At 24.9% G+C, this 26,968-nt stretch carries 22 protein-coding genes; 2 read left to right on the plus strand and 20 right to left on the minus strand.

Features of this window, described 5'->3' with window-relative positions:
- The first annotated feature begins 220 nt into the window (after positions 1–220).
- A complete protein-coding gene (locus O212_RS0113715) occupies positions 221–1,411 on the plus strand; it encodes a CapA family protein (RefSeq protein ID WP_024615669.1) in 1,191 nt (396 codons plus the stop codon).
- 17 nt (positions 1,412–1,428) lie between these two features.
- Here O212_RS0113715 and O212_RS0113720 read toward each other — a convergent pair whose 3' ends face one another.
- From O212_RS0113720 to speD, 18 genes are all read right to left on the minus strand, one after another.
- Positions 1,429–2,841: a glycosyltransferase family 2 protein gene (locus tag O212_RS0113720; protein ID WP_024615670.1), complete on the minus strand. Its 1,413-nt coding sequence runs from the start codon at positions 2,839–2,841 to the stop codon at positions 1,429–1,431.
- Between the two features lie 2 nt (positions 2,842–2,843).
- A complete protein-coding gene (locus O212_RS0113725; RefSeq protein ID WP_024615671.1) occupies positions 2,844–3,968 on the minus strand; it encodes a HEAT repeat domain-containing protein in 1,125 nt (374 codons plus the stop codon).
- A 21-nt stretch (positions 3,969–3,989) separates the two neighbouring features.
- Positions 3,990–6,035, minus strand: a complete 2,046-nt coding sequence (locus tag O212_RS0113730; RefSeq protein ID WP_024615672.1) for a hypothetical protein — start codon at positions 6,033–6,035, stop codon at positions 3,990–3,992.
- A 20-nt stretch (positions 6,036–6,055) separates the two neighbouring features.
- Complete coding sequence (locus tag O212_RS0113735; RefSeq protein ID WP_024615673.1) at positions 6,056–7,540, minus strand: CotH kinase family protein; 1,485 nt, start codon at positions 7,538–7,540, stop codon at positions 6,056–6,058.
- An 11-nt stretch (positions 7,541–7,551) separates the two neighbouring features.
- Positions 7,552–8,169 (minus strand): DUF4956 domain-containing protein, encoded by a 618-nt coding sequence (locus tag O212_RS0113740; protein WP_242829579.1) that lies wholly within the window; start codon positions 8,167–8,169, stop codon positions 7,552–7,554.
- 86 nt (positions 8,170–8,255) lie between these two features.
- Positions 8,256–8,948 carry a polyphosphate polymerase domain-containing protein gene (locus tag O212_RS0113745; RefSeq protein ID WP_024615675.1) on the minus strand — a complete coding sequence of 231 codons (693 nt, stop codon included), beginning with the start codon at positions 8,946–8,948 and terminating at the stop codon, positions 8,256–8,258.
- A gap of 502 nt (positions 8,949–9,450) precedes the next feature.
- Entirely contained in the window at positions 9,451–9,606 is a 156-nt protein-coding gene (locus tag O212_RS0113750; RefSeq protein WP_024615676.1) for a zinc-ribbon domain-containing protein, read from the minus strand.
- Between the two features lie 280 nt (positions 9,607–9,886).
- Positions 9,887–10,429 carry an NADH peroxidase gene (locus O212_RS0113755; protein WP_024615677.1) on the minus strand — a complete coding sequence of 181 codons (543 nt, stop codon included), beginning with the start codon at positions 10,427–10,429 and terminating at the stop codon, positions 9,887–9,889.
- A gap of 307 nt (positions 10,430–10,736) precedes the next feature.
- Positions 10,737–11,099, minus strand: coding sequence for a YccF domain-containing protein (locus tag O212_RS0113760; RefSeq protein ID WP_024615678.1), 363 nt, complete (start codon positions 11,097–11,099; stop codon positions 10,737–10,739).
- A 166-nt stretch (positions 11,100–11,265) separates the two neighbouring features.
- Complete coding sequence (locus O212_RS0113765; protein ID WP_024615679.1) at positions 11,266–12,219, minus strand: WYL domain-containing protein; 954 nt, start codon at positions 12,217–12,219, stop codon at positions 11,266–11,268.
- Positions 12,220–12,986: 767 nt separating this feature from the next.
- Entirely contained in the window at positions 12,987–13,208 is a 222-nt protein-coding gene (locus O212_RS0113775; RefSeq protein WP_024615680.1) for a hypothetical protein, read from the minus strand.
- Between the two features lie 258 nt (positions 13,209–13,466).
- Entirely contained in the window at positions 13,467–13,700 is a 234-nt protein-coding gene (locus O212_RS0113780; protein ID WP_024615681.1) for a hypothetical protein, read from the minus strand.
- Positions 13,701–13,896: 196 nt separating this feature from the next.
- Positions 13,897–17,097 carry a type I pullulanase gene (pulA, locus tag O212_RS0113785; protein WP_024615682.1) on the minus strand — a complete coding sequence of 1,067 codons (3,201 nt, stop codon included), beginning with the start codon at positions 17,095–17,097 and terminating at the stop codon, positions 13,897–13,899.
- Positions 17,098–17,112: 15 nt separating this feature from the next.
- Positions 17,113–18,981 (minus strand): 1,4-alpha-glucan branching protein GlgB, encoded by a 1,869-nt coding sequence (glgB, locus tag O212_RS0113790; protein WP_051373021.1) that lies wholly within the window; start codon positions 18,979–18,981, stop codon positions 17,113–17,115.
- A gap of 508 nt (positions 18,982–19,489) precedes the next feature.
- A complete protein-coding gene (speB, locus tag O212_RS0113795; protein ID WP_024615684.1) occupies positions 19,490–20,347 on the minus strand; it encodes an agmatinase in 858 nt (285 codons plus the stop codon).
- The gene (gene speE, locus O212_RS0113800; protein ID WP_024615685.1) at positions 20,334–21,188 is read right to left on the minus strand and encodes a polyamine aminopropyltransferase; all 855 of its coding nucleotides are present in this window, start codon (positions 21,186–21,188) and stop codon (positions 20,334–20,336) included. The genes speB and speE overlap by 14 nt, the downstream gene beginning before the upstream one ends.
- A gap of 15 nt (positions 21,189–21,203) precedes the next feature.
- Positions 21,204–22,658 carry an aminotransferase class I/II-fold pyridoxal phosphate-dependent enzyme gene (locus O212_RS0113805; RefSeq protein ID WP_024615686.1) on the minus strand — a complete coding sequence of 485 codons (1,455 nt, stop codon included), beginning with the start codon at positions 22,656–22,658 and terminating at the stop codon, positions 21,204–21,206.
- A gap of 16 nt (positions 22,659–22,674) precedes the next feature.
- A complete protein-coding gene (gene speD / locus O212_RS0113810; RefSeq protein WP_029699417.1) occupies positions 22,675–23,481 on the minus strand; it encodes an adenosylmethionine decarboxylase in 807 nt (268 codons plus the stop codon).
- A gap of 961 nt (positions 23,482–24,442) precedes the next feature.
- Here speD and O212_RS0113815 point away from each other — a divergent pair.
- Positions 24,443–25,357 (plus strand): deoxyribonuclease IV, encoded by a 915-nt coding sequence (locus O212_RS0113815; RefSeq protein ID WP_029699418.1) that lies wholly within the window; start codon positions 24,443–24,445, stop codon positions 25,355–25,357.
- 92 nt (positions 25,358–25,449) lie between these two features.
- Here the strand turns inward: O212_RS0113815 and O212_RS0113820 are convergent, their stop codons facing one another.
- Entirely contained in the window at positions 25,450–26,544 is a 1,095-nt protein-coding gene (locus tag O212_RS0113820) for a DUF5808 domain-containing protein (protein ID WP_024615689.1), read from the minus strand.
- 2 nt (positions 26,545–26,546) lie between these two features.
- Complete coding sequence (locus O212_RS0113825) at positions 26,547–26,930, minus strand: GntR family transcriptional regulator (protein ID WP_024615690.1); 384 nt, start codon at positions 26,928–26,930, stop codon at positions 26,547–26,549.
- Positions 26,931–26,968: the final 38 nt, after the last annotated feature.

A 26,968-nucleotide genomic window follows, 5' to 3' on the forward strand; every position in this document is an offset into this window, starting at 1 on the left:
ATAAATCTTAATTACTTTTTTTTTGTTTTTTTGTTTTCCCTATTTACATTTATTATTATATAATAATAATTATCCAATGTAAATACTTTTTTTAATTTTTTTCTAAAAAATTATTTTCCCTTATTTATTCACAAAAATCTTATTTTTTTACATAAACCTTACTTTTTTACATATTTTATAATATTATATTAATGTAACAAGTATTTAAAAGGAGGTATTTATGGATAATCATAAACGTAATAAAATTTACTTAAGAAATAAAAAGAAACAACTTAGAAAAAACCGTATTATTAGAAATAGAATTATATTCTTTACTATTTTAATACTTCTAATAAGTTGCATCGGTTATGCTTCATATAAATTTATTAGTAATAAAAATACGCCTAATAAAGATATAGCATCAACATCTTCTAATGATAAAAATAATGAACAGATTACGAAAGAACCTGTAAAAAAAGATATTTTAATATCTTTTGCTGGTGATTGTACATTAGGAACTGATACAACTTTTGATCAATCAACAAGTTTACCAGCAGCAGTAAAGGAAAATGGGAATGACTATTCTTACATATTTAAAAATGTTAAACCTATATTTGGCAAAGATGATTATACTCTTGTTAACTTAGAAACTACTTTTACTAATGCTAACGAAAAATTTGATAAAGGATCTGCTGTTCAATTCCACTTTAAAGGTCCAAAAACATATGCTAATATGTTAACTGAAGGTTCTATCGAAGGAGTTACTGTTGCAAATAATCATATATATGACTATGGACAAAAAGGATTTAATGATACTATTAAAGCTTTAGAAGAAAAGAAAATAGATATAACTGGTGAAGGGCATATAATAAGAAAAACTATAAATGGAATTAAATTTGGCTTCTTAGGTTATCAAGCATGGGATAATAGTGAAAATACTAAATCTAAAATAAAAAAAGACATTGATGATTTAAAAGCAGAAGGAACTCAAGTAATAATTCCTTATTTTCATTGGGGTGTTGAAAGAGATAATAAACCTACAGAATATCAAATTGATTTAGCTCATTTTTCAATAGATAATGGAGCAACTATGGTTTTAGGTTCACATCCTCACGTAATACAAAGCCTTGAGAATTATAAAGGTAAACTTATTGCATATTCACTTGCAAACTTTGCTTTTGGAGGTAATTCAAACCCTCAAGATAAAAGAACTTTCATTTTACAAGCAAAATTTAATTTTAATGATAATGATTTAGGAAATATAGACTTTAAAGTTTTACCAGCAACAATATCATCTGTTTCAAATAGAAATGATTATGTTCCTACTTTAGCCAAAGGCGAAACTGGAAAATCAATACTAAAATTTATAAATAATCTATCTCCAACTTTGGATGGGAAAATTTCAGAAAGTTATTTTGAACTTTCTAAATAAAAAAGGTGTAGTATTTTCTACACCTTTTTTAGTTCATTATTATAATCTATTCTTTGTATTTTATTCCATTCAAACTTTTTTCTTTTATATGATATTACACCTAATATTCTATATAATGAACATAATTGTCTATATCCAAAGCATTCTATAATACTAAATAATATAAATACTAATGTAGTTTTAATGCTCATTAAGCTTTTAAACATATATCTTTCTAAAATTATAGCTGATATTGATATTATTGTACTATAAATTATATACATAAACATAAATGTTTTAAAGAAATCCCAATTTATAATACCTATACTATAACTAAGTATTATAACTATTAATCCCAAAATTTCAATTATACAAGATAACATTTCATATATAAAATAATACATAAAAGAAAATATCCCAACTATTCCATACCTAATATTAAGGAATATATACTTATGCCCTAATAAACTTTGCATAAGACCAGTATGCCATCTTTTCCTTTGATTTTTTAAATCTTTATATCTCTCTGGAGCTTCTGACCAGCATATAGCGTTAGGATTATATTGTATTTTATATTTTCTTTTATTTTTTCTATAAAAAGAGTGTAATTTAATTATAAGGTCCATATCTTCGCCTATACACCCTAAGCTATATCCCCCAACATTTACTACTGATTGTTTTTTAAAGAGGCCAAAAGCACCTGAAACTATTAAATTACCATTAAACCTATTAAACCAAACTCTATTTGTTAAAAACACTCTATAATATTCTATAAGTTGAAAAATAACTATAGCCTTTTTAGGTGTTTTAATTCTTTTAATTTCCCCATTATCAATCACTGCACTGTTTGATACTTTTATATTACCACCTACAGCAATAGTTCTATCATCTTCTATTATTGGTTCAATAATATTTTTAAGTGAATCATAATTTAACATAGAATCTGCATCTAATGATACAAAATAAGGATATTTAGATGCATTTATTCCTGTATTAAGTGCATCAGCTTTTCCACCATTTAATTTATCAATTAAAGTTATTTTAACTTCATCTTTATTTTCATAAATATTAATTATTTCTTTGCTTCTAATTAATTTTCTTATAGGTCTTTTAACTTTTTTTAATCCAAATTCTGTTATAATTTTTTCAACTGTTTTATCAGTAGATCCATCACTTATTATTATTATTTCAAATATTGGATAATCTAATTTTAATAATGATTTAATACAATTTAATATAGACTTTTCTTCATTATAAGCGGGAACTAATATAGATATGGGAGGATAATTATTTTCCTTTTCTATTTTTATAATATTTTTATATCTTTTTTTATAAATATGATTATTTAAATTAACCATAGAGTATATAGTTGAAATAAAAAATATTATTGAATAAATAAATATATAATACATAAATAATATATTTATAAAAATAAGTATATTTTTAAACATTCTTATTCCCCTTCATATTTTGTTGATGCTACTTCTAATAAAGCATCTTCATTTTTTATATTAATAGCATATAACAAAATTTCACTTGCATACTTATCACATTTTCTATTAACAGCTTGTACCAAATCAGCTTCATTATTAAAGTTTAATAATGAATTAGCAGAATTAAACCTTACATACCAATTAGCATCTGTTATACTATTTAATAATTCATTTAAAACAGTATTATCCTTATAATTTTTTAAAGCTTTTGCAGCTAATGCCCTAAACTCCCATTCATTTGAATTTAAGTTTAAAATTAAAGTTTCTTTTGCATCTTCAAATTTTACTTTTTCAAAATAATTTAAAATATTTATTTTTAATTCTCTATTTTCATATCTATCATTTAATATTTTTAAAAACTTATTTGAAGCTAACTTAAAATTATTATTAGAATAGTGATTTGTTATTATAATTTTTATTTCTACGCTAAATCTATCAAAATTAAATAATAATTGCTCATTTAATAACTCCATATTACCTTTGAAATTACCTATTACATCTACAAATATTTTTTTATTTATATTAGATTCAATATCTGATATTGCTTTTAAAGCCTCTATAAATACTTTACAATTTCCTATTTTAGAAATTGAATCTAAAACATTAAATCTTAAATAAATTGATTTTGTATTTACTGCTTTTTTTATAAAATCATTTATATAGTCTTTATCTTGTCTATATTCTCCAAGCAAAAATATTATATATGCTTTTTTCATTTCATTTGTATATTTATAATTTTTTATAAGTTTTCTAATATAATCCTCAAAGTATTCCATATATCTTTTAACTTCCAAATTATATCCATATTTATTATTAAATTCTATAATAGTGTCATTAAACACATCTTCATATTTTTTTATTTTAATTTTTGACTTTATATATAATATTTCATCATATATATTTTTTGATTCACTTATACTGTTTAAACTTAATAAAACCCTTTTTTTAAATTTTTCTTTTATTTTATCTTTTTGTTTTTTCCTACTTTTAAATATAATATTATCAATTAACATATATAAAGTTGCACATAAAATTATATATACAAAAAATTTAACACTATCAAATACATATATTATAAATCCCAAGTGTATTTCTCCTATTTTAATTTATTTAAACTTTTCCTGTATCATATAGTATGATTTTTTAAGTCTTTCATGATATTCAGGTTTCACCCATGATTTAAGATCAAAAGTTTTACTATTAGCTCTTACATTTATTTGATTATTTTTATCTTTTATAGTTGCACCTATTTTTATATTATTAATTTTAAAAGGTACAAATTTAAAGTTTTCATAATAATCATCTTGTATCTTACTTTGAGATGGATCCATAAAATTTAACATTCCATATGGTATTCTTACTTCAACAAAATTTTCTCCATATAAAAAATCAGAAGCTGAATTATATTGTTTATCATTAGGATTACTATTTCCATATATAAGCTTCCCAACTTCTACCTCTATCTCATTTATAAAATTTTCTTTTTCTGCATGAGTTTTTGGTCTTAAATACCTAAAAACTTTTGAAAATTTATCAATATCCTTTTTATTATGAATAACATCTGGTCTCACTTTTAATTTTGATTTACTTTTTATAAAAGTTTGTAGATTATAATATTCATGGACTAATAAACTAGAATTATTTTTACCATTTATATTTATTAAAAAATCAACTTCACTTTCAAAGTCTAAATTATATTCACTACTTTTTAAACTTCCAGACTTAGGAGTAATATCTAAATCTATAAATATTTTCTTCCCATTTATATTGAAATTATTTTCTCCCTTTACCATAAAGTAAATATATTCTGAATCATTTTTAGCAGATATAGATAAATTTTCTGTTTTGCTAACTATATCATTTTCCGTCCATTCTTCTATGCTATTATCCAAATATGCTACGCATCTATCTTTTCCGCTTTCAAAATCTAAAATACCATAGGATTGATTATAACTTGTACTATCTTTCCAATAAGTATTTCCATCTAAAATAGTAAAATCTTTATTATTCCATGATGTTTTATACCACCCATCTTGCCATTCATTTATAATACTCCCTGAAAAGCCTAATTCATTTATTATATTGTAAAGTTTTATTATAAATTCTCCTTGTTCTTTTTCTGTAAGATACATTTTATCTCCATAATAAGTTCCACTCCTACTAGTTGATGCTCCATATTCACTTATTACTACAGGCTTCTTTTGATTATCGTTAATATCTTTTAATACAGACTTTATATTATCTTCATTATCTAAATTATTTAAATATGTTTCATCTAAATTAAAAGAAACAAATAATCCTGTTTCAAATTTTTCTGTTCCATTTATATTGTTCAAATCTACATATCTCTTATCATTTTTACTATTATTTTCTTTGCTTGTTAAATATTGCACGGATGATAAAAATGTTATAAGTTTTTGACTTCCATATCTCTTACTTTCATAACCAATAACATAGTCACCAATTTTAGCTAAATAACTTTCAAAATTAGAAGCATTTTTTTCAGTATACAAATATTCTCCATTAAAAGAATTATTAGAATTCATTATTTCATTATATATAATATCTTGTACCGCCCAATCTATACCAATTGTATAAGCAATAACATATTTTGATAAATCCTTTTTATATTCTCCAAATAATAATTTATTAGTATTATTGAATTTATTCCCATGTATAGAATCAATTACAAAACTTGAATATTCCATAAATTTTTCTTCTAAATCCTTACTTTGTATATCTTTCCCTTCTTTTAGAGCAAGCTCATCATATCTTATTCCCTGAATTATATATAACGGTTTATCTTTTCCATCATTAAATTCATATAAAGCATCATAAAAACTTGTTGGCATTAAGTCCTTTACTCTTATAGTGTTTACATTCATTTCATATATCTGATTTATCCATTTTAAGTATTCATCTTTAGTTATATTATCTTCATTAGGAACTTCTCCTGGTTTAACAGCCTCTAAATTTATACCCTTAATTTTAAACTTTTCAAAATTATTACCATTAGAGAGTAATATGTCTTTACCATTAGTTTTTATAATATAATTAACATCACTATATTCTGTTGGTTTTTCCTTTAAGCTATATTTATATCCTGTTATAAGTATAAATATAATAGTACAAAAGATTAAAAACTTTTTCACACTTTCCCTCTCTCTTTAATTTATTTTGTCCATTTATATAATTTTTCTATATTTTCATCTAGCCATTTTCCACGTTGTATTAAAAATCCCTTTAACTTTTCTATCTCTTCCTCATAAGTAATAGCTTGTGATTTATTAGCTTTAGAGTATTTAGGATTTTCTTTAAAATATTCCTTAAGCTTTTGTGGATTATTATTTAATTCTTTAAAGTTAATACCTCCATATTTAACAAATGCCTCTGCTTCATTACAAAGTTCAATAGGCCATACGCTAAAGTTTCTATTTTTTGCTTCATCTATTTCTTTAACTGCATCATCAATTTTTTTCAATAAATATTCATCACTTAAATATGTGTTCCTAAGTATTTTATATCTTCCAATTAAGCTTGTAACAAATAATTTATCTTCAAGAAGTCTATCAAACCACGAGGTTTGATTCATATAAAAACCATCTGAAATATAATAATCACCTGTAACTGTATTATTTCCCATCGCTATATTAAAATCCCAAACAGGACCAGCCTTTATTTTATCCCCATAGTCTTTATAAAAATATGTGCTAAAAACTCCAGCATCTGTATTTTGAAAAAATTCATTTATAATATAATAATCAATAAAGGTATTTTCATCTATATACTTTCTAAATCCCTCTTTTTGATCATTAAACTTCTCTCCATATAATACTCTCTCAAACTTACTAATTTCTCTATTTATATAATCTACATTTCCTTCTGTAATAATCTTTTCATTTGGATATCTAGAAATTACTCCATTATCATATATATAAGTCTGCTTTCCATATGTTCTAAACTCAACATCATTTTTCACTCTATCCTTAGATGCAATAAAGCTTGTCTGATCTGATTCTTTATATCTTTCATTAATATCAACTCTATCATCACCAATTTTTATTTTTTCAATCATTAAATAAAGTCCCTTATAATGTTCTTTCTTTATATCATTTCCTCCATCATTAATTACAAACACTTCACAAAATTTAGTCCTTGGTGCATATTCCATTATTTCTCTTGATACAGAGTATGCTAAATAATTTCGAATTAATGATTTATCAGCAAACGGACCATTTAATACCCAATCTGACTCCTTTGGCATATCTATAACCTTTTTATTTCTTTTTTCCCCATTTTCTTTTATAAGTTCTATAGAATATTGAAGTTTGGGATAGTTAGCTGATGAATTTCCTCTTATTTTTATATTTATATCTGATACTAATTCTGGTTCATCACTTAAATAATTTAAAACTTTTTCTTCATTATTAAATATTTTTATATCTCCTCTTACTTTTTTATCTCTATTTAATTTTTCATTACCTGTATTTATGACTACTATAGGTAAATTAAAACCAAAATCATCTTTAGACCTTTGAATCTTAACCACCTTATCTGAATTATCTTTTATTTTATAGAAATTTAAAGTAATCACCAGTACTATAGATAAAATTATAAATGAAAAAGCTAATATTACATTAAATATAGTTTTTTTCATTTCACATTCACCTACCCTATTGTCTCACCATTTTGAGCAACTATATTCACAACATCTATATCTCCAATATTATAAATTTTTTCTACTATATTTTTATCATTATTATTTTTTATTTTTATTTGATAAATTAACTCTATAATATTTCCTGATGAATTTTTTGCTCTTAATTGACATCCTTTAAATTCATTAAATATACACTTCATAACTTCTTCTTCTCTATTTCTGGATCCTCTTATAATGATAATATACCTATCTTCCCTACCTATACCACCTAGACTAAATATAGTTAAAACTATACATATGAATATAGACCCAACTATAGCTATCATATAATTTTGAGTACCTGTACAAAGACCAACTGCTATGCACCAAAAAATATATGAAGTATCCCTTGGATCTTTTATTGCCGTACGGAAACGCACTATAGAAAGTGCTCCAACCATACCTAAAGATAAAGCTATATCACTTCCAATAACAAGCATTACTATAGTAGTTACTAATGTTAACATTACTAAAGATATATTAAATTTTCTATTATATAAAACTCCACTAAATGTAACTTTATAGGTAAAAAAAATAACAAATGCTAATATTAATGCAATTGTTAAAATCTCTACTGATTTAAACAAATTTATATCTCCTTTATTAGAAGATAAATAATTATAAATTATTTCTTTCATTTAAAAACTCACTTTCATAAAAACTTATTTACTATTTACGCTAAATAATTTTCAAAAAATTTTCTACCGGAACAATATTTGCTAAGAGATTGATATATCATATCTTTTCCACTCAATAAATCAGATATCCAGCAAAATAATTCACCATCATATTTAACTTCCAGCAACGCATCATAATTATTAAATACAGGTGTCATAATTACATTATCTGAAAATAAATCAAAATCTGTTTCATTTGACCTAATATCACTATCTAATGTTACTCTTATTCTATTTTCTTTATGAAGATATGCTCTTCTATTATATTCAACTAAAACAACAGGTTGATATTGTCCAATTGTCATTATGTTATAAGCTGTTCTAGCAATATCATTATCATATTTAAGTAAAACAGCATAATTTTTATTTATTAATTCTTTTGCATCATCTCTACTTATTGTTGTCGTCTCTTTTATTTGATTTATATTTAACTTTCTTTTTATTTCAAGTTTAACAGTCTGATCATTCGTATTATAAATTCTAAGTCTTATTTTTTTTCTTATTTCTTCTCCGTTTATTTTTCCATAATAATCCGAATTATCAATAGAATCAAAATACAAACTTCTAATACTGTATCCATATCCCTTATTGTTTGAATCACTAGTTAATATCATTTTAAATAAATCTAGTAATCTAAAATATTCAGACTCACTTATTATATATTTAAGTTCTCTTCTGCTTACCTTCAATTTCTCACCTCTTTCCATAGCAGTGTTTCCAATTATTGCAATAATTTTAATTATTTTATAATATTTTTTATTAATTATACTATATTTATAAGCATTTTGTAAACAAACAACGATTTTTATGTATTAAATGTTAAATTATCCAGTTTTTTTAACACTTTATTAAATTGTTTATATATGTTTTAATTAAATTTATGGTTTATTTCCAATTAATAGGATATTTAGTAGTATTACTCATACTTAATATTCAAAAAACAATAGTATTTAATGTTAGATTTGGAGTAGTTTTTCAACAGGAAATCTTAGTTAGATTATGTGTTGGTATATTAGAAATAATTGTAGGTTATAGATATTTAAAATATCTTAAATTAGGATATTGAAATATGTTAATTTATTTTTATAATTAGTATTGTCCAAAAATTATTTTACTAATAAGTAATATTTTTTTACAAAAAAATAAGAGCTTAAAAGTTAAACTTTTAAGCTCTCTTAAACAGATTAAAAACTATCTGTTGTTATTTCTTTGGTTTTTCTTAGCCATTCTACATTCTTTACATCTTACAGGCTCATTATCGAATCCTTTTTCTTTGTAGAATGCTTGTTCTCCTTCAGTGAAGATGAACTCTTTACCGCAATCTTTACATACTATTGTTTTATCCATTCTAAATTCCTCCTAGTTAAAGACCTTACTTAATTATAAATTCTCTAAAAAGGAGAAAATTATAACTTAATTAAACATCTTTAATAACTTAATATTTTTTTGTATTTCTACTCTATTTAGTGTATCATACTTAAATATAATAATCAAGTTTTTTACAAAAAATAATTAATATTTTAAATTTTAAAAAAATTCAAAATATTAATTTAGAAATTTTAATAAATATGAAAATAGCAGACACTAAAAATATTTAGCATCTGCTATTTTCTAGTCTTAATTTATATTAACCAAAATATCTATCTAATACACCTTTAAATGCTCTTCCATGTCTTGCTTCATCTTTACACATTTCATGTACTGTGTCATGGATTGCATCTAAGTTTAATTGTTTAGCAAGTGTTGCTAATTCTTTCTTTCCTTCACATGCTCCAAATTCAGCATCTACTCTTGCTTGTAAGTTTTTCTTTGTATCTGCTTCTAATACTTCTCCTAAAAGTTCAGCGAATTTTGCAGCGTGTTCTGCTTCTTCAAATGCAGCTCTCTTATAGATTTCTGCTACTTCTGGGAATCCTTCTCTATCTGCTTGTCTTGACATTGCAAGGTACATTCCAACTTCTGTACATTCTCCCATGAAGTTTGCTCTTAATCCTTCTACTATTCTTTCATCTACTCCTTTAGCAACTCCGATTCTATGTTCATCAGCCCAAGCCATTTCTCCTTCTTGAACTTTGAATTTATCAGCACTAGCTCCACATACTGGACATTTTTCTGGTGCAGCTTCTCCTTCATAAACATATCCACAGATTGTACATACAAATCTTTTCATAATTAACTCCTCCTCATATTCAACCCATTTTTATATACATTATAATCTAGTATTTAAGTAACAATAAATTATAATCTATATATTTTTTGGATTAAGAAAAACTTATTTCTTACTACGCTTGTTATTATATAATAATAATTATTAGTTGTAAATATTTTTTTCTTAATCATTTGTGAACTTAATTTTAATTTAAAGTATATTTTTTACATATATAAAGGAAATAGTCTAAATATTTCCTTTATATACATTATATCTAAATTTTCCTTAACATTCTACATATTAATGTATTTTTCATAATTTTAAATCTCTATCTAACTTCTTTTCCAAAGGGCATAAGTGAAAGTTTTGCAATTTTTAAACTTTGTGCCGCAAATGGTATACCAATTATAGTTATACATAAAAGTACTGCACTTAATAAGTTTGCTAAACACATAGCAAGTCCGCCAAATATTATCCAGAATATATTCATTATAAGACTTACTCCATTATCATTTACTGTAACTACATCTTTCCCAAATGGTGCTAATTGAAGTTTTGCCATTTTAAAACACTGTAATCCAACTGGTATTCCTATTATTGTTATACACCATAATACTCCTATAAGTAACCATCCTATTGAATTAAATAGTCCACCAAATATTATCCATATAATATTTCCAAGACAACTCATTTTATATCACTCCTTTTCAAACAATTTAAATGCATTATAAATTATTCTATTATATATTATTAAAAAATTACAATAAAACTTTTTTAAATATATTAAAATGAAAACAAACCTAAGATTAATCTTAGGTTTATTTTCATATTTTTAATAATTAAATATTACATTTAAACTATATATTATATAATTCCATTATCTTTTTACATTCTTCTTTTATGGCATCTTTTATTTCTTGTGGCTCTAACACTTCACAAAAAGATCCCATTTCTAATATCCATTTAATTATATCCGTCTTTCCTTCTATAATTCCATTATATATAAGATATCCATCTTTTTTATTATCTTGAAAATGCTCTTTTTCTACCCATATATGTTCTTTAAAGCATTTTGCATAAGGATAATATATTTTAAGTTTTAAATTATATGTATTAGTATCACTATATATACCTATCCTTCTTCTCAAATAAGCTTTAACATCAAATCCATCATTTTCAAAACTTTCATTTAATTCTTCTAAGTTACTTATTCTTACTAATTTAAAGTTTCTAACTTCTTTCCTATGCTCACAAAATGCTACTATATAATTAGCTCCTTCATATATATAAATTCCATAAGGATGAATTATTCTAATCATTTCCTCATCACTTATATTGGAATATTTTATTTTAATCTTCTTCTTATGTACTATTGAATTATTTACTACTTTCCACTTATCTTTTAAATCATCAGTATATCTATTTATTCTTCTATACTGTGCTGTGGCACAATTATTCCAAAACTTATTACCTTTTCCTCCATAACTTGCTAACACCTTTAATATTCCTGAATTAAAATCCTCTTTTAAAGGAAAAGCTCCTCTTTCAAGACAATTAATACCAAGTTCAAGTGCTATAGCCTCATCTTCACTTAACCCTACTTTTATTGAATTGGTATACTCATCTATACTATAACCTCCATACCTTCCTCTCTCTTCCTTTATGTTTATTCCTGCCATACAAAGATCCTCTTTGTATCTACTAATTTGCCTAACATCAACTTCTAATTCGTCTGCTAACTCTCTTCTAGACATTTTCTTTCTACTTTTAAGAAGCATTAACATATTTAAAGCATTATTTATCTTCCCCATAATTCCTCACCTACTGTACTACTAAAATCCTGTTTTTCTCATAAACTAAAAAAAATGAGATTTCACCCCCTAGTAAAATCTCATAAGTAATATAATTCCTTTTAGTGCCGTTCAATTGTAGTTAAAAGATTAATTTACCTTCTATAAATAATTTGAGAAAACTTATATATAATATCTGTAATTAGGAATTATCATTATAATAATATGATACAATTTAATGGTGACTTATAAATGTAACATTTAATTTTTTATTAATTTTTAAATTATATGATAATTTTATCATAAAACAATAAATTTTTACATATATTTTCCTCCGCAAATGATGATTTGTTAAATATTATTAAGCCTTTACTTTTTGTATACGTTTGTATTACTATTTTCATTTAATTATAGTATAATTAAATTATAAAATATATTCTATATTAAAAGGAGTTGATGCTTTATGACACTTAATCAAAAATCAGCAATCAAATTCTTTTCACTTCTTAGTATGATTTTTATAATTATTACTTTATTAATTGAAAAAATTAACCTAATCGATATTCCTATACATTCAGCTTCTATTTTATTAATTTTACTTATTTTGTTAATGATTACTATTATAAAAAATTCATAATAAAACTTATTAAAAATAGGGCTACTTAATATAGTCCTATTTTATTTATATAAAAAAGCTATCAAATCTTTTAATTTGATAGCTCTATGCTTTCTATAATACTTTTAGTGCCTTTATTTTTTAGAAATAAAAGCATTATTCAAAACATTTTTTATTTACTTTCCATATCACTTTTTAATTCTTTAGCAAATTCTTTTTCTAAAGCTTCTTCTTCTTTTTCTTCTCTATCAAGTTCTTCTGTTATAGCTTTGCCTAATTTATTTGCTTCTTTTTCATCTTCTTTATATGCTTTTGTATTTTCCTCTGCTACTTTAAGATCTTCTTCTGCTTTTTTTATTATTTTTTCTCTTAATTCTTCTACTTTTTTGCTCATTTTAAAACCCTCCTTAAAAAACCAAAAATGATTTTCTATTTATTAATTGATTTTTTCTATAATTTAATTATATCAAGTAATTTTTATAATTAAATATTTTTGAATTAAGATTAATATTAATTAATATGATTATTTACAAATAAGATTTTTTATTCATTTATATATAAATACTATATTTTTTAAATAAATTATAAATAAAAAGCTACAAACCTAATTTAGGTTTATAGCTCTTTATATCTAAGATAATCTTAAAATAGATTAAATTGCCGCTTTATAAAAAACTCCACTTATAGATGAAAAATTTTCGTCTTTATCTTTATTAATCTCATCTATTACATCTTGTCTAACTTTATTCCGCTTACTATAATCTTCTTTTATTATTCCAGTATCATTATCAACGTCAATTTCTTTTCTAGAAGCACATGCGGATACTACTGCTATAGTTGCTAATACCATAACTACACCTAGCACTACATACTTGCTTTTTTTCATTTGTAACTCCCCCATAACATTTTTACAAAATTAAAATCATAATAATATGTTCGTAAAAATTCTATATATTGTACATTTTATATTAATTTATTTAAGTTTATTTTATCATTTTATATATTATGTATCTTAATATATAAAATTGTTTAAATATTATTTACATTTAACTTTTCAAAAATAACTATTACTTTAATATTTTTTATTTACAAATTATCATCATAGAATGTGACTTAAGCCCTGGAACTTCTCCATCTTTAACTAACTCTATAGGTTCTGTTGATACACATTTATGATTAGCTATTATTTTCCACTCTCTATTATCAATTTTAGGAATAGATCTATTTACATCATAATTATTTATAGATGAACTATTATATATAACAACAAAATCCGTATATCCATAATCACTATTTCTGCTTTTATAATGAGCTATTATTACACCTGTAGTGTCATTTCCATCTTGAAAATATATATTTAAATTATCTCTAACCTCTTCTGGAGTCTTCATTTTAAATATATCAAACTTCTTTCTTAAGTCTATAAGTCCTTTATAATATTTAAATACCTTATTAAATCTTTCTTTATCAGACCAATTTATTTCATTTATTTTATCAGGACTTCTATAACTATTATGATCTCCTTCTTTAGTTCTTAAAAATTCAGCTCCACTTTGTATAAATGGTATCCCTTGCGCCGTAAATATTAAACTAGCTCCTAAAAGATCTTCCTTTATATAGTGGTTTTTAAGAATTTCATTACTTAAAAGTGATTTAATAGAATCTCTATAATGTCCATTTTCAACGCTATAATCATCTGTTTTTACTATTTGATCCCATATAGTATAATTGTCATGAGCTTCTAAATAATTTATACTTTCTTTTGGATTATAAGTTATTGTATTTATTGATCCCTTTAAACCTTCAATCACTTTCCAAGCTTTTTCTTTATTATGCTGATCTCCATTTATAAAACCTCTTGATGGAGAGTTATCTCCTCTAAGTGCGTCTCTGAATTCATCATTAAAAATTGAAAATCCAAGTCCTTTCTGACTTCCTTTATATGTTCCATTTTTAACTTCTGAATTTCCACCTTTCCATGGTTCTCCATAAATTAATATATTTTCATTAACTTCTTTAGATTTTTCTACAATTTCTTTCATTGTTTCTAAATCTATAAGTTCCATAAGATCAAATCTTAATCCATCAATATGATAATCCTTTATCCAATGAAGAATAGAATCTATTATAAACTTTCTAACCATTGGCCTTTCTGTAGCCATTTCATTACCACAACCTGAACCATTAGTATATTTACCATAATTATCACTTCTAAAATAATAACCTGGAACTATATTGTCCATATTTCTAGTATCATACATATGGTTATAAACCATATCTATTACTACCATTAATCCATTTTCATGAAAACTTTTAACCATTTCTCTAAATTCATTTATTCTTACATATGGATCTTTAGGATTAGTTGAATAACTACCTTCTATAGCATTAAAGTTTTGAGGATCATATCCCCAATTTCTATTATTTTCACTTTCTATACTTTCATCTACAGTTATAAAATCAAATACAGGCAATAAATGAACATGTGTTATTCCAAGTTCTTTTAAATGATCTAATCCTGTTTTTACAGTTTTACCTGTATATTTATTTTTATATATAGTTCCTTTTTGAACTGCACCTAAAAATTTTCCTCTTAAATTTTCAGGAACTCCAGATGTTTCACTTATAGTAAAATCTCTTATATGCATTTCATAAATTATTGAATCTTCTATATTTTTAAGTTTAGGTTTAATATAGGAATTCCATCTATCTGGAACAGCTTTTTCATTTGTTAAATTAATTAAAGCGCCTTTTTTTCCATTTAATCCAACTGCTTCAACATAAGGGTCAACTGCATATGTTATTTTCGTATATGCTTTATTATTATCATCGAGCTCATTAAAATATAATCTATACAAATAATACTTTTCTTCATTTGTACTTCTAAAAATCTCACATTTAAAAGTACCATTTTCCTTATTTTTAATCATTTCATATGATTCTATAAAATTTTCTTTTATATCTTCATTTTTATTGTAAATTAAAGCTTCAACTCTTTTAGCTGTTGGAGCCCAAACCTTTAACCTTATTGTTTTTTCTTTAAAGGTTATTCCTAAGTCATTCCCACCATAATAAAAATTTTCTAAATAATCTCTTACAGTTACTTTGCAAGGTGAAAACATACTTGATGTCCTTATTTCTAAAAGATCTGATGGATCTATATTATCTGGAAGATTTGTTATAAAAACCTCTCTTTGTTTTTCCTTTACTATTGTTGATATACCTTCTGCCTTTATTCCATTTATGTATAAGGCATATTTTATTCCTATAATCGGTTCATGAGATAAACATACTCTTATTTTATTTTTATGATCCATTATTGCTTTTTCTATTTTAGGTATAGTAAGATTTATTGCTTCTCTTAATGATGTAGTAATTTTATTATTTTCATATATTAAATAAAGATTTTTTTCATCTTTATTTAAACCAAATGTATAACTTTGCTCATTCCAATCATTAACCCAACCATCTCCCCATATTCTCTTCCTTAATATAAATTTATCATTATTTAAAAACGCTCCTCTTCCAAGGTCTGTTTTAATATTAAGTGAAATTTCATCACCATGAGTATAATCACCAAAACTCCATATATTCCAACTAAAGTTATCTCCAAAATAAGTTTGATCACCTTTTATAAATTGAAGAAAAGTTCCCTTTTCTTTGTCATTTGTAACTATTATAGTTTTCTTAGCCCACTTTTTTGTTTCTTCATCTATAGCAATTATTACAATCTCTTTTCCTTCTTTTATATTTTCTGATACTTTTAAAAAGTTATCTTCTATATAACCCCCTTCAAATTTACTTTCCAAATAGAAAATTGAAGCTTCAATAGTTATATTTCCATATAATGATTTTTTAACTAAAGCAAGTTCTACAGGATAATATGAAGAAACAAAATTTGATGAAGCTTTAATTTCTAAAACTTCCTCAAATCTTTCCCAATGAAATGAAAACTCTTCTATATTTTGATCCCAATTATTTATATGAATTTCATTTCCCTCTGAATCTATTATTAAATATCCATATTTATATTCTCCATTTTTTAACCCTTGAGGAAAAGTAATATCTTTAATCATTTTTACATTTCCATCATTAGTATCTAAGTTCCATTTAAGTTTGAAAGTATCTTTTTTTTCCCAATTATTAAAATCTCCAAGTACAAATGCCGCTATTGCTCCTTTGTAATCAACTGAAAATCGAATAGTATTAGTAAGTGGGCTTAAATCTAGTTCATATTTTGAACCATTATAATTTACTACTTTCCTTTTTAATAAATTGAACATAAAAAATTTACACCTCTATTTTTTTAATTTTAATACCAATGCTCCAAGTGGTGGTGTTTTTACTTTTATAGAATAATTAAATCCATGACTTTCTTCTTCTAAAGTTTCTAGAGTAGTTCCTAATATATTACCAGCACCACCAAACTCTACTGAATCAGAATTTAATACTTCAATATATTCGCCTTCAATAGGAACCCCAACCTTTACATCATAAAATACTTCTGGAGTAAAATTATATATAAATACTAATATATCATCTGTATTTTTTCCTTTTCTTATAAATGAAAAAATACTTCTTTCATTATCATCAGCATCTATCCATTCAAATCCGCTTTCATCATAATCTAATTCCCATAAAGCCTTATTTTCTAAATAAAATTTATTTAATGTTTTAAAATATTCATGTGTCTTTTTATGAATTTCAAATTCATTTATTACATTCCATTGAAGCTCTTCCCATTCTCTCCATTCAACAAATTGACCAAATTCACAACCCATAAACATTAATTTTTTGCCTGGATGTCCCATCATAAAAGCACTATATAATCTAAGTCCTGCATACTTTTTCCAATTGTCTCCAAACATTTTATTTATTAATGAACCTTTTCCATGTACCACTTCATCGTGAGATATTGGGAGAATAAATTTTTCTGAATAATTATAAACCATTGAAAAATTCATTTTATTATGATTATATTTTCTATAAATTGGATCTAATTCTACATATCTTAATGTATCATTCATCCAACCCATATTCCATTTAAAATTAAAACCAAGTCCACCTTCATTAATTGGTTTAGTTATTCCTTCCCATGATGTTGACTCTTCTGCAACAGTTATAGCACCATTACCATAATTTTTAACAGTTTCATTTAATTCTTTTATAAATCCAATTGCCTCTAAATTTCCATTTTGTCCATATATATTAGGTTCCCATTCACCTGATTCTCTACCATAATCTAAATAAAGCATATTAGATACTGCATCAACTCTTAATCCATCTATATGAAATTCATTTATAAAATACATTGCATTAGATATTAAAAATGATTTAACTTCTGGTCTTCCAAGATCAAAGTTTGCTGTACCCCATCCTTTATTGTCTGCTTTCCACCAAGCCTGATATTCATAAGTTGGACTACCATCAAACATAAATAATCCATGACTATCCTTACAAAAATGGCCTGGAACCCAATCAAATATAACACCAATATTATTTTTATGAAGTGTATTTATAAGATTTTTAAGTCCATTTAAATCTCCATATCTACTAGTTACAGAATAATATCCTGTAGCTTGATATCCCCATGATGCATCTAGTGGATGCTCATTAATTGGCATAAATTCAACGTGAGTATATCCCATATCTTTTATATATGCTGAAAGTTCCTTTGCTATTTCATCATAAGTCATAAATTCTCCATTTTTTGTTTTCCAAGAACCTAAATGTAATTCATATATATTCATAGGATTTGCATATATATTTTCTTTTTCTCTCCTATTTAACCATCTCTTATCTGCCCATCTAAATTTCTTTTCCTTTATAAGTACTGAAGCAGTATTAGGTCTAAGTTCTGACTTAAATGCATATGGATCAGCTTTGTATGAAATACAATTTCCAAATTCATTTGTTATTGCAAACTTATATTTCATTCCTTCTTCAAGTTTTGGAATAAATAAACTCCAAAGTCCTCTATTGTCTATTTTTTCCATATTATATTCATCATTTAATTCCCAATTATTGAAATCACCTATAATAGTTATTTTGCTAGCTCTTGGAGCCCAAGTTGTAAATCTTACACCCTTTTTTCTATTTTCAGTAACAAAATGTGCTCCCATAAATTTATAAGCTTCTTTTTGCTTACCTTCAAAGAATAAATTCATATTATTTCTAGAAACCTCTTCTTCACTAATAATTTCCTTACTATTTAATTTAGATTTTTCTAATACTTTATTAGTAAGTTCTTTATTAATCTTGTCCACTTTTTCTTTTTTTAAACTTCTTTTTTTACCTGGAACTCCACTTATTCTTTTATTTTTATTAGTTGATGATTTTTTTTCTTTAGTTATATTTTTAACTCCATCTTCGGAAACGTTACCATTATTTCTTTTTATATTATTACTTTTTTCTTTTAAAACCATAAAACCCTCTCCTCCTATGAACTCTCATACTTATTCTATTAATTTTTAAAATTTATTATTAATATAATAACCCCTTTATATTTTCAATTAAAAACTCTAAAAATCAATAACTATTTACCATACTCACATTATACTATTTTTAACATAAACTTACAAATAAACAGTATGTTTTATTAAAATCTTGTAAATAAATAAGCTCCAATTTATAACTTTAATAATTGGAGCTTATTTTTTCATTATTTTTATAATTTTATTTATTATTAGTTATAAGAAGCATTTCCCTTAAAATTTTGCAAGCTACAGCTGTAGAAACACCTGTATTATCATATTGTGGAGATAATTCATTAACATCAAATCCTACAATATTTAATCCTCTAAGTTTTAATAACCCACTTAATAATTCTTTAAATTCAACTCCTCCTGGTTCTGGAGTACCAGTGCCAGGAAATACAGATGGATCCAATACGTCTAAATCTATAGTTACATATACCGGATAATCCTTTACAGTTTCAATAGCCATTTCTAAATTATCTAAATTAAATTTATTAGTATAAACATGTTGTTTTCCCCAATTTAATTCTTCCTTTGAACCTGATCTAATTCCAAATTGAAATATTTTATTATCACCAACTAAATCCCAAATTCTATGAAGTACTGTTGCATGAGATAATTTTTGTCCTAAATATTCATCTCTTAAATCTGCATGAGCATCAAAATGTATAACTCTAACGTCTGGATATTTTCTAAAAATAGATTTAAAATTCCCTAATGTAACTAAATGTTCTCCACCAATCATTGCAAGTATTTTATTATCTAAAACTACTTTAGTTGAAAAATTTTCTATTTCTTTAAGTGCCATTTCACTATTTCCAAATGGTAATTCTAAATCACCACCATCAAATACTTTCATATCATAAAGATCCATCTCTTGATAAGGGCTATAGCTTTCAAGTCCCCATGAATCCATTCTCATAGTTTGACTTGCAAATCTTGTTCCTGGTCTAAATGATGTTGTTGAATCAAATGGTGCTCCAAATACTACAACCTTTGCTTCATCATATTCTGCTTCACACCCTATAAATGTTGAAACATTTTTATTCATCTGCATTTTCTAAAGCTTCCTTTACATAGTTTGGAAGAGCAAATGCCCCCCTATGAAGTTCTGTATTGTAATATTTAGTTTTTATATTAAGTTTATTCCATAACTCTACAGCTTCATTATTTATAGGATCATATTTTTTTGATGCAAATCCAAATAACCAATGTCCTGAAGGGTATGTTGGTATATGAGCTTGGTAAACTCTACAAATTGGGAAACATTCTTTTATTCTCTTATGAGCTCTTTTCATATTATTTGCATAAGCTTCATAATATGGACTTTCATGTTGATTTACAAGTATTCCATCCTCTTTAAGAGCATTAAAACAGTTTCCATAAAACTCTCTTGTAAATAATCCTTCTCCTGGTCCAAATGGATCAGTTGAATCAACAATTATAAGATCATACTTGTCTTTAACCCCTCTTACAAACTTTAATCCATCTTCATAATATATGTTTACTCTTTCATCATCTAATTTACTAGCCGTTTGAGGTAAATATTCTTTACATACATCAACAACTAACTTATCTATTTCAACCATATCTATTTTTTCTATTGTTTTATATCTTGTAAGTTCTCTTACAGTACCGCCATCTCCAGCACCAATTACTAATATATTTTTTATATTAGGGTTTGTTGCCATTGGAACATGAACAATCATATCATGATAAATAAATTCATCTTTTTCAGTAACCATCATAAGTCCATCCAATGTAAAAAATGTTCCAAATTCTTTTGATTTAAATACATCTATCCTTTGAAAATCACTTTGCCCCTTATATAATTGTTCCTCAACCTTTATTGAAAACCTAACTTTATCCGTATGTTCTTCTGTGTACCATAATTCCATCTTTAAAATACCTCCCTATAATTTTAATACTTTTATATTTTCTATTTTCATATCTTCAGTACCTGTTACTAAACATCCCTTTTCCTTTGAATAAACTATACAGTCTATTGCTTCTTTTGTTACAAGTTCTCCTGGTGCTAATATTGGAATTCCAGGTGGATAACACATAATAAATTCACCTGATACTTCTCCCTCACTATCTATAATTTTTTTACTTATCTTTTCTGCATAAAAGGCATCCTGTGGAGTAACTTTAATTATTGGATTTATATATTCATGGTCAAAAGCCAATAATTCTCCAGTTTCATATCTTCTCTTTATTTCACTTAAAGCGGATACTAATCTTTCTATGTTGTATTTTGAATCTCCAACTGATATTATTGCAAGAATATTTCCTATATCTCCAAGTTCTATTTGAATACCATATTCATCTCTTAATATGTCATAAACTTCTATTCCTGCAAGACCAATTCCTAAAGTGTTTATAGTAAGTTTCGTTACATCAAAGTCATAAATACTATCTCCATTTGAAATTTCTCTTGAAAATGCATAATATCCACCAATTTTATTTATTTCATCTCTTGCATACTCAGAAAGTTCTACTACCTCTTTGAATATTTTTTTACCATTTAAAGCAAGATTTCTTCTTGCTAAATCTAATGAAGATAATAAAAGATATGAAGCACTTGTTGTTTGAGTTAAATTTATAATAGTTCTTACATAATCAGGATTTATTCTATCACTCTTCATAATCAGCATTGAACTTTGTGTAAGCGATCCTCCAGTTTTGTGTATACTTACAGCAGCCATATCAGCTCCAGCTGCCATTGCTGATACTGGAAGATTTTCTCCAAAATAAAGATGTGTTCCATGAGCTTCATCTGCAAGAACATACATATTATTTTCATGAGCAAGCTTAACAATATCCTTAAGCGGGGAACAAATTCCATAATAAGTTGGATTATTTACAAAAATCGCCTTTGCATCTTTATTTTCTAATATTGCCTTTTCTACATCTTTAACTGACATTCCTAATGATATTCCTATATTATTATGTATTCCTGGATTTATATAAACTGGTTTTATTCCTGCTACAATTAATGCATTAATAGCTGATTTATGAACATTTCTTGGCATTATAATCTTATCACCAGCTTTACAAACACTCATTATCATTGCTTGAACTGCAGAGGTTGTTCCATTTACCATAAAAAATGCATTATCAGCTTTAAAGACTTCCGCTGCAAGCATCTCAGCTTCTTTAATTACTGAAACAGGATGAATAAGATTATCTAAAGGTTTCATTGAGTTTACATCTACTGCTAAACAATCTTCACCAAGAAACTCTCTTAATTCCTCATTTCCTCTACCTTGTTTATGTCCTGGAACATCAAATGGAACTATTCTTTGATTTTTATACCACTTTAATGCCTCGTATATAGGTGCACAAAATTGTGATAACTTTTTCAAAATCACCCCGCCTTTCTTAGTAAATATTCATACCACCATAAATTTCAATCATTTCTCTTGTAAGTCTATCCCTTATATCACGTCTCTCATCAGGTGATAACTCATAAGGATCTTTTTTAAACATATAATTATCAAGTTTTATGTCTCTAACCATCATTTTTGTATGGAATATATTAGATTGATATATATTAGTATCTATAGCATCATACCTTTTTAATATATCTTTATCTATAAAATCTTGTATTGTTCTTATATCATGATCTAAATAATACTTTCGTCCATTTACATCTCTTGTAAATCCTCTAACTCTATAATCCATGGTTATTACATCGGAATCAAAACTATTAATTAAATAATTTAATGCATTTAATGGAGATATTTTCCCACAAGTTGATACATCTATATCAACTCTAAATGAACTTATATCATTATTGGGATGAAATTCTGGATATGTGTGAACAGTTAAATGGCTTTTATCTAAATGTCCCATAATACTATCTCTTAAATCTACATATGAAAGCTCTCCTTTATTGCAAGATGGATCTACATTTGCTACTGGAAGTGCTTCTTCTGTAATTAATATATTTACACTAGCTCCTTGAGGTTCGTAGTCTTGCTTTGAGACATTAAGTACATGAGCTCCTATTATCTCTGTAACATCAAAAAGTATTTTTGTTAACCTCTCTGAGTTATATTGTTCATCTATATATTTTATATAATCTTCCTTCTCTTTTTCTGTCTTTGCATAGCAAACATCATAAATATTAAAACTTAAAGTTTTAGTTAAATTATTAAAACCATAAAGTTTAATCTTTTCACTCATTTTGAATATCATCCCCTATTCTAATTATTTTAAATTTAAATTCCGGAATTAATTTGAATTAATTATATAGTACAATTTTTTTATTTTCTATCACTATATTTTGTAATATTTTTATTTTAATTACATCTTTGTAATTATTATCATGTTGTATAATAAATACTAATTTTAAAATTTAGTATTACTAAACATATCGTTATTGTATAAGACAGTTTGATATATTGAATTTACTTCATTTTATTAATTTTGTGCTAAAATCAAAATATTTAATGAATTTTTATAAAAATAAATGTTAACGTTTTGTAAACTTTTAATTTTTTATTATTTTTATCCAAATTTTCACCTATATTTAACCAATTTAAATTCGTTTTTTTATACTTTATTTATTTTTAAATTTATAAATAATATTTTTAAATTTTGCTTTATTTTAATTAAATTTTCATTGGTAATACTTTTTTATAATCGGTTATTAAATATAAATAATATCAAGATAAAGAAATTTTTAAATAAAAGGAGTAGTTTTTATTGAAAACTTTTTTAGAAAGTCTTTTGATGTTGAATTAGAGACCTTACTAACATCCCCTTCTGCCAGTATTATATATGAAACACTTTATAAGAAAGAGACTGGTATAGAATTTATTAGTAAAGAGAATCCAGTAACCTAAAAAAAGATGATTTAATATTTATGGTGGATGTTAAAATGGCTCCTGGTAGATATATATTAATTTGTAAAGAAGAATAATAAGTTAATTTATTATAAGTAAAATCGGACAATTTTTATTGTCAGATTTTACTTATATTTTATATTAACAATCATTTAAAACATATCCTTAAATTTAAATCTAAAATTAAATTATTTTTAAATAATAATTTGTATCTTTTAAAAATTTATACTGTTATATTTATATTAAAAATAGTAAAATATATTTATAAATTTAATTTTAGATTAAAGGGAGAAATTCATATGATAAAATTAGGATGCCACGTAGGAATGAGTGGAAAAGAAATGTTTTTAGGATCAGCTAAAGAAGCTGTTTCTTATGGAGCTAATACTTTTATGGTATATACTGGTGCTCCTCAAAATACTAGACGTAAAGATATTAGTGAACTTAGAATAGATGAAGGCTGGGCTTATATGAAAGAACATGGAATAAACGATATAGTAATCCATGCACCTTATATTATAAATTTAGCAAATACAGTAAAGCCTGAAACTTTTGAACTTGCAACTGAATTTTTAGCTTTAGAACTTCAAAGAACTGAAGCTATGGGAAGTAAAACTTTAGTGCTTCATCCTGGTGCACACGTTGGTGCTGGTGTTGATGCTGGTATAAATCAAATTATCAAAGGACTTAATGAAGTATTAACTAAAGATACAAAATGTAAAATAGCCCTTGAAACAATGGCAGGTAAAGGTACTGAAATAGGTAGAAACTTTGAAGAAATTGCAAGAATTTATGATGGAGTAATTCATAATGATAAACTTAGAGTTTGCTTTGATACTTGTCATACTAGCGATAGTGGATATGATATTATTAATAATTTTGATGGAGTTATTAATGAATTTGATAAACTTATTGGGAAAGATCAAATTGCAGTATTTCATTTAAATGATAGTAAAAATGTTCCTGGAGCTAAAAAGGACCGTCACGAGAATATTGGTATAGGTAATATAGGTTTTGATGCTTTAAGATATGTTGTATGGCATAAGGACTTTTTAGAAGTTCCAAAAATACTTGAAACTCCTTATATTACCATTCCTGGAGAAAGCAAAAAATCTGTTCCACCTTATAAATATGAAATTGAACTTCTTAGAAGAAATGAACCAGTTTCAATGACTAATGAAGAGTTTATAGAAAATGTTTTAAAGAATAAATAAAAAGTATAAGTTAATACTTTTTTACATTTTAAACAATAAAAATTAAAGGGATAGTATAAATAAAATTATTTATACTATCTCTTTATATTAATTTAAGTTTGAGTAAAAGTTATAACTAATGTTACAATTAAAACAATTACTATTCCTATATATATTGCCATTCCAGTTTTTGTTGCAGCATTTACTGTATATCCCATACCAAATCTTTTTTCTACATTAACACGTGGATCATCTTTGTTGTAGTATATAATTCCAAATTTCCAATTGTTATCATCATCTTTTTGTACTACATTATCATCTTCCACTTTATAATTATTTCTTACTTTATAAGCCTTAATCATAAATATAAAAAGTACAACAAACATAAATACTATAAGAATTAATACAAGATTAATTAAAATACTATTCATAGGTATAACTTGAAGCATTTGAAAATTTCCAATTGTTACGATAATCATAGTCAATAATCCTGTAAAAATCATCATATTTGATAAAAGTTTTCTATATTTTAAGTTACCTTCTCTTGACTTCTCTGGATTTCTTGGATCTATTTTAAGTTTTTGTCTTTGGATTAAAAAATCTATAAATATAAATATCGCTAACATAAATACCATAGTTCCAATTAGTGAAAATACAGTAAAATAATTCTTTTGTGAGTAACCAATTATATTACCTTGAAAATCAAAATTTGTTGCTATTATATCTGGTAACTTGCTATATCTTGTTATACTAAAATATAAGTTAACTAAAATAATAGTTCCCATAGTAACTATATAAAAAATTAAAGTTTTAAAATTATATTTAGAGTCTTCAAGTTCATAAATTATAACTTGTTTTTTCCCTTTTAATCCACCTAATCTTTTCTTTATATTTTTCATTTTTTCATTGTATATACCAAATGATATCATTGATCCAAATATTGCAAAAAATATTGCAACTACACTAAGTGGTATACTTAATTTAAAATAACTTAGTATTATAAAAAGTTCTGCTATTATTGAAATTATAATATTAATCCATTTATATTTTTTTACTAAACCTTTTACTTCTTTGTTATTTTTCATTTCTTCTGTTACTACACAACCTAAAAGTAATTGTTTTTTCCCTTTTATAGGAAGTATTGTCATTGAATAAAACTCAATAATAACTACTAAAGTCATAATAATTAAATAACTAGTATCAAACATAACTATTCTCCTCCTTTATACCCTTTTAAAATCCCCTCTAATAAAGTTAATATTTCTTTTTTTGATAACCCTTTTGCAATTCCTTCTTGTGTTATTTCATTAAGTTTCAAATTGTACTTTTCTTTAAATTCTATGTCATCTTTTGCTTTTTTAATATTAACTATTACACCTTTTCTTCTATCTACAGATACAAAGCCTTCATCTTTTAATAAGTTATATGCTTTATTTACTGTATGAAGATTTACTTCTACTCCAGAGGCCAATTCTCTTACAGATGGAAGCTTATCTCCTTCTTTTATTTGCCCTTTTGCTATTCCTTCAATTATTTTATTTCTTATTTGAAGATATATTGGAGTTTCGCTTTCAAATTCTAAAACTAAAAACATTATTTACCTCCTTTATTACATTTATTCTATTTGTTATA

The organism is Clostridium sp. Ade.TY (assembly GCF_000498355.1).
GTDB lineage: Bacteria > Bacillota > Clostridia > Clostridiales > Clostridiaceae > Clostridium.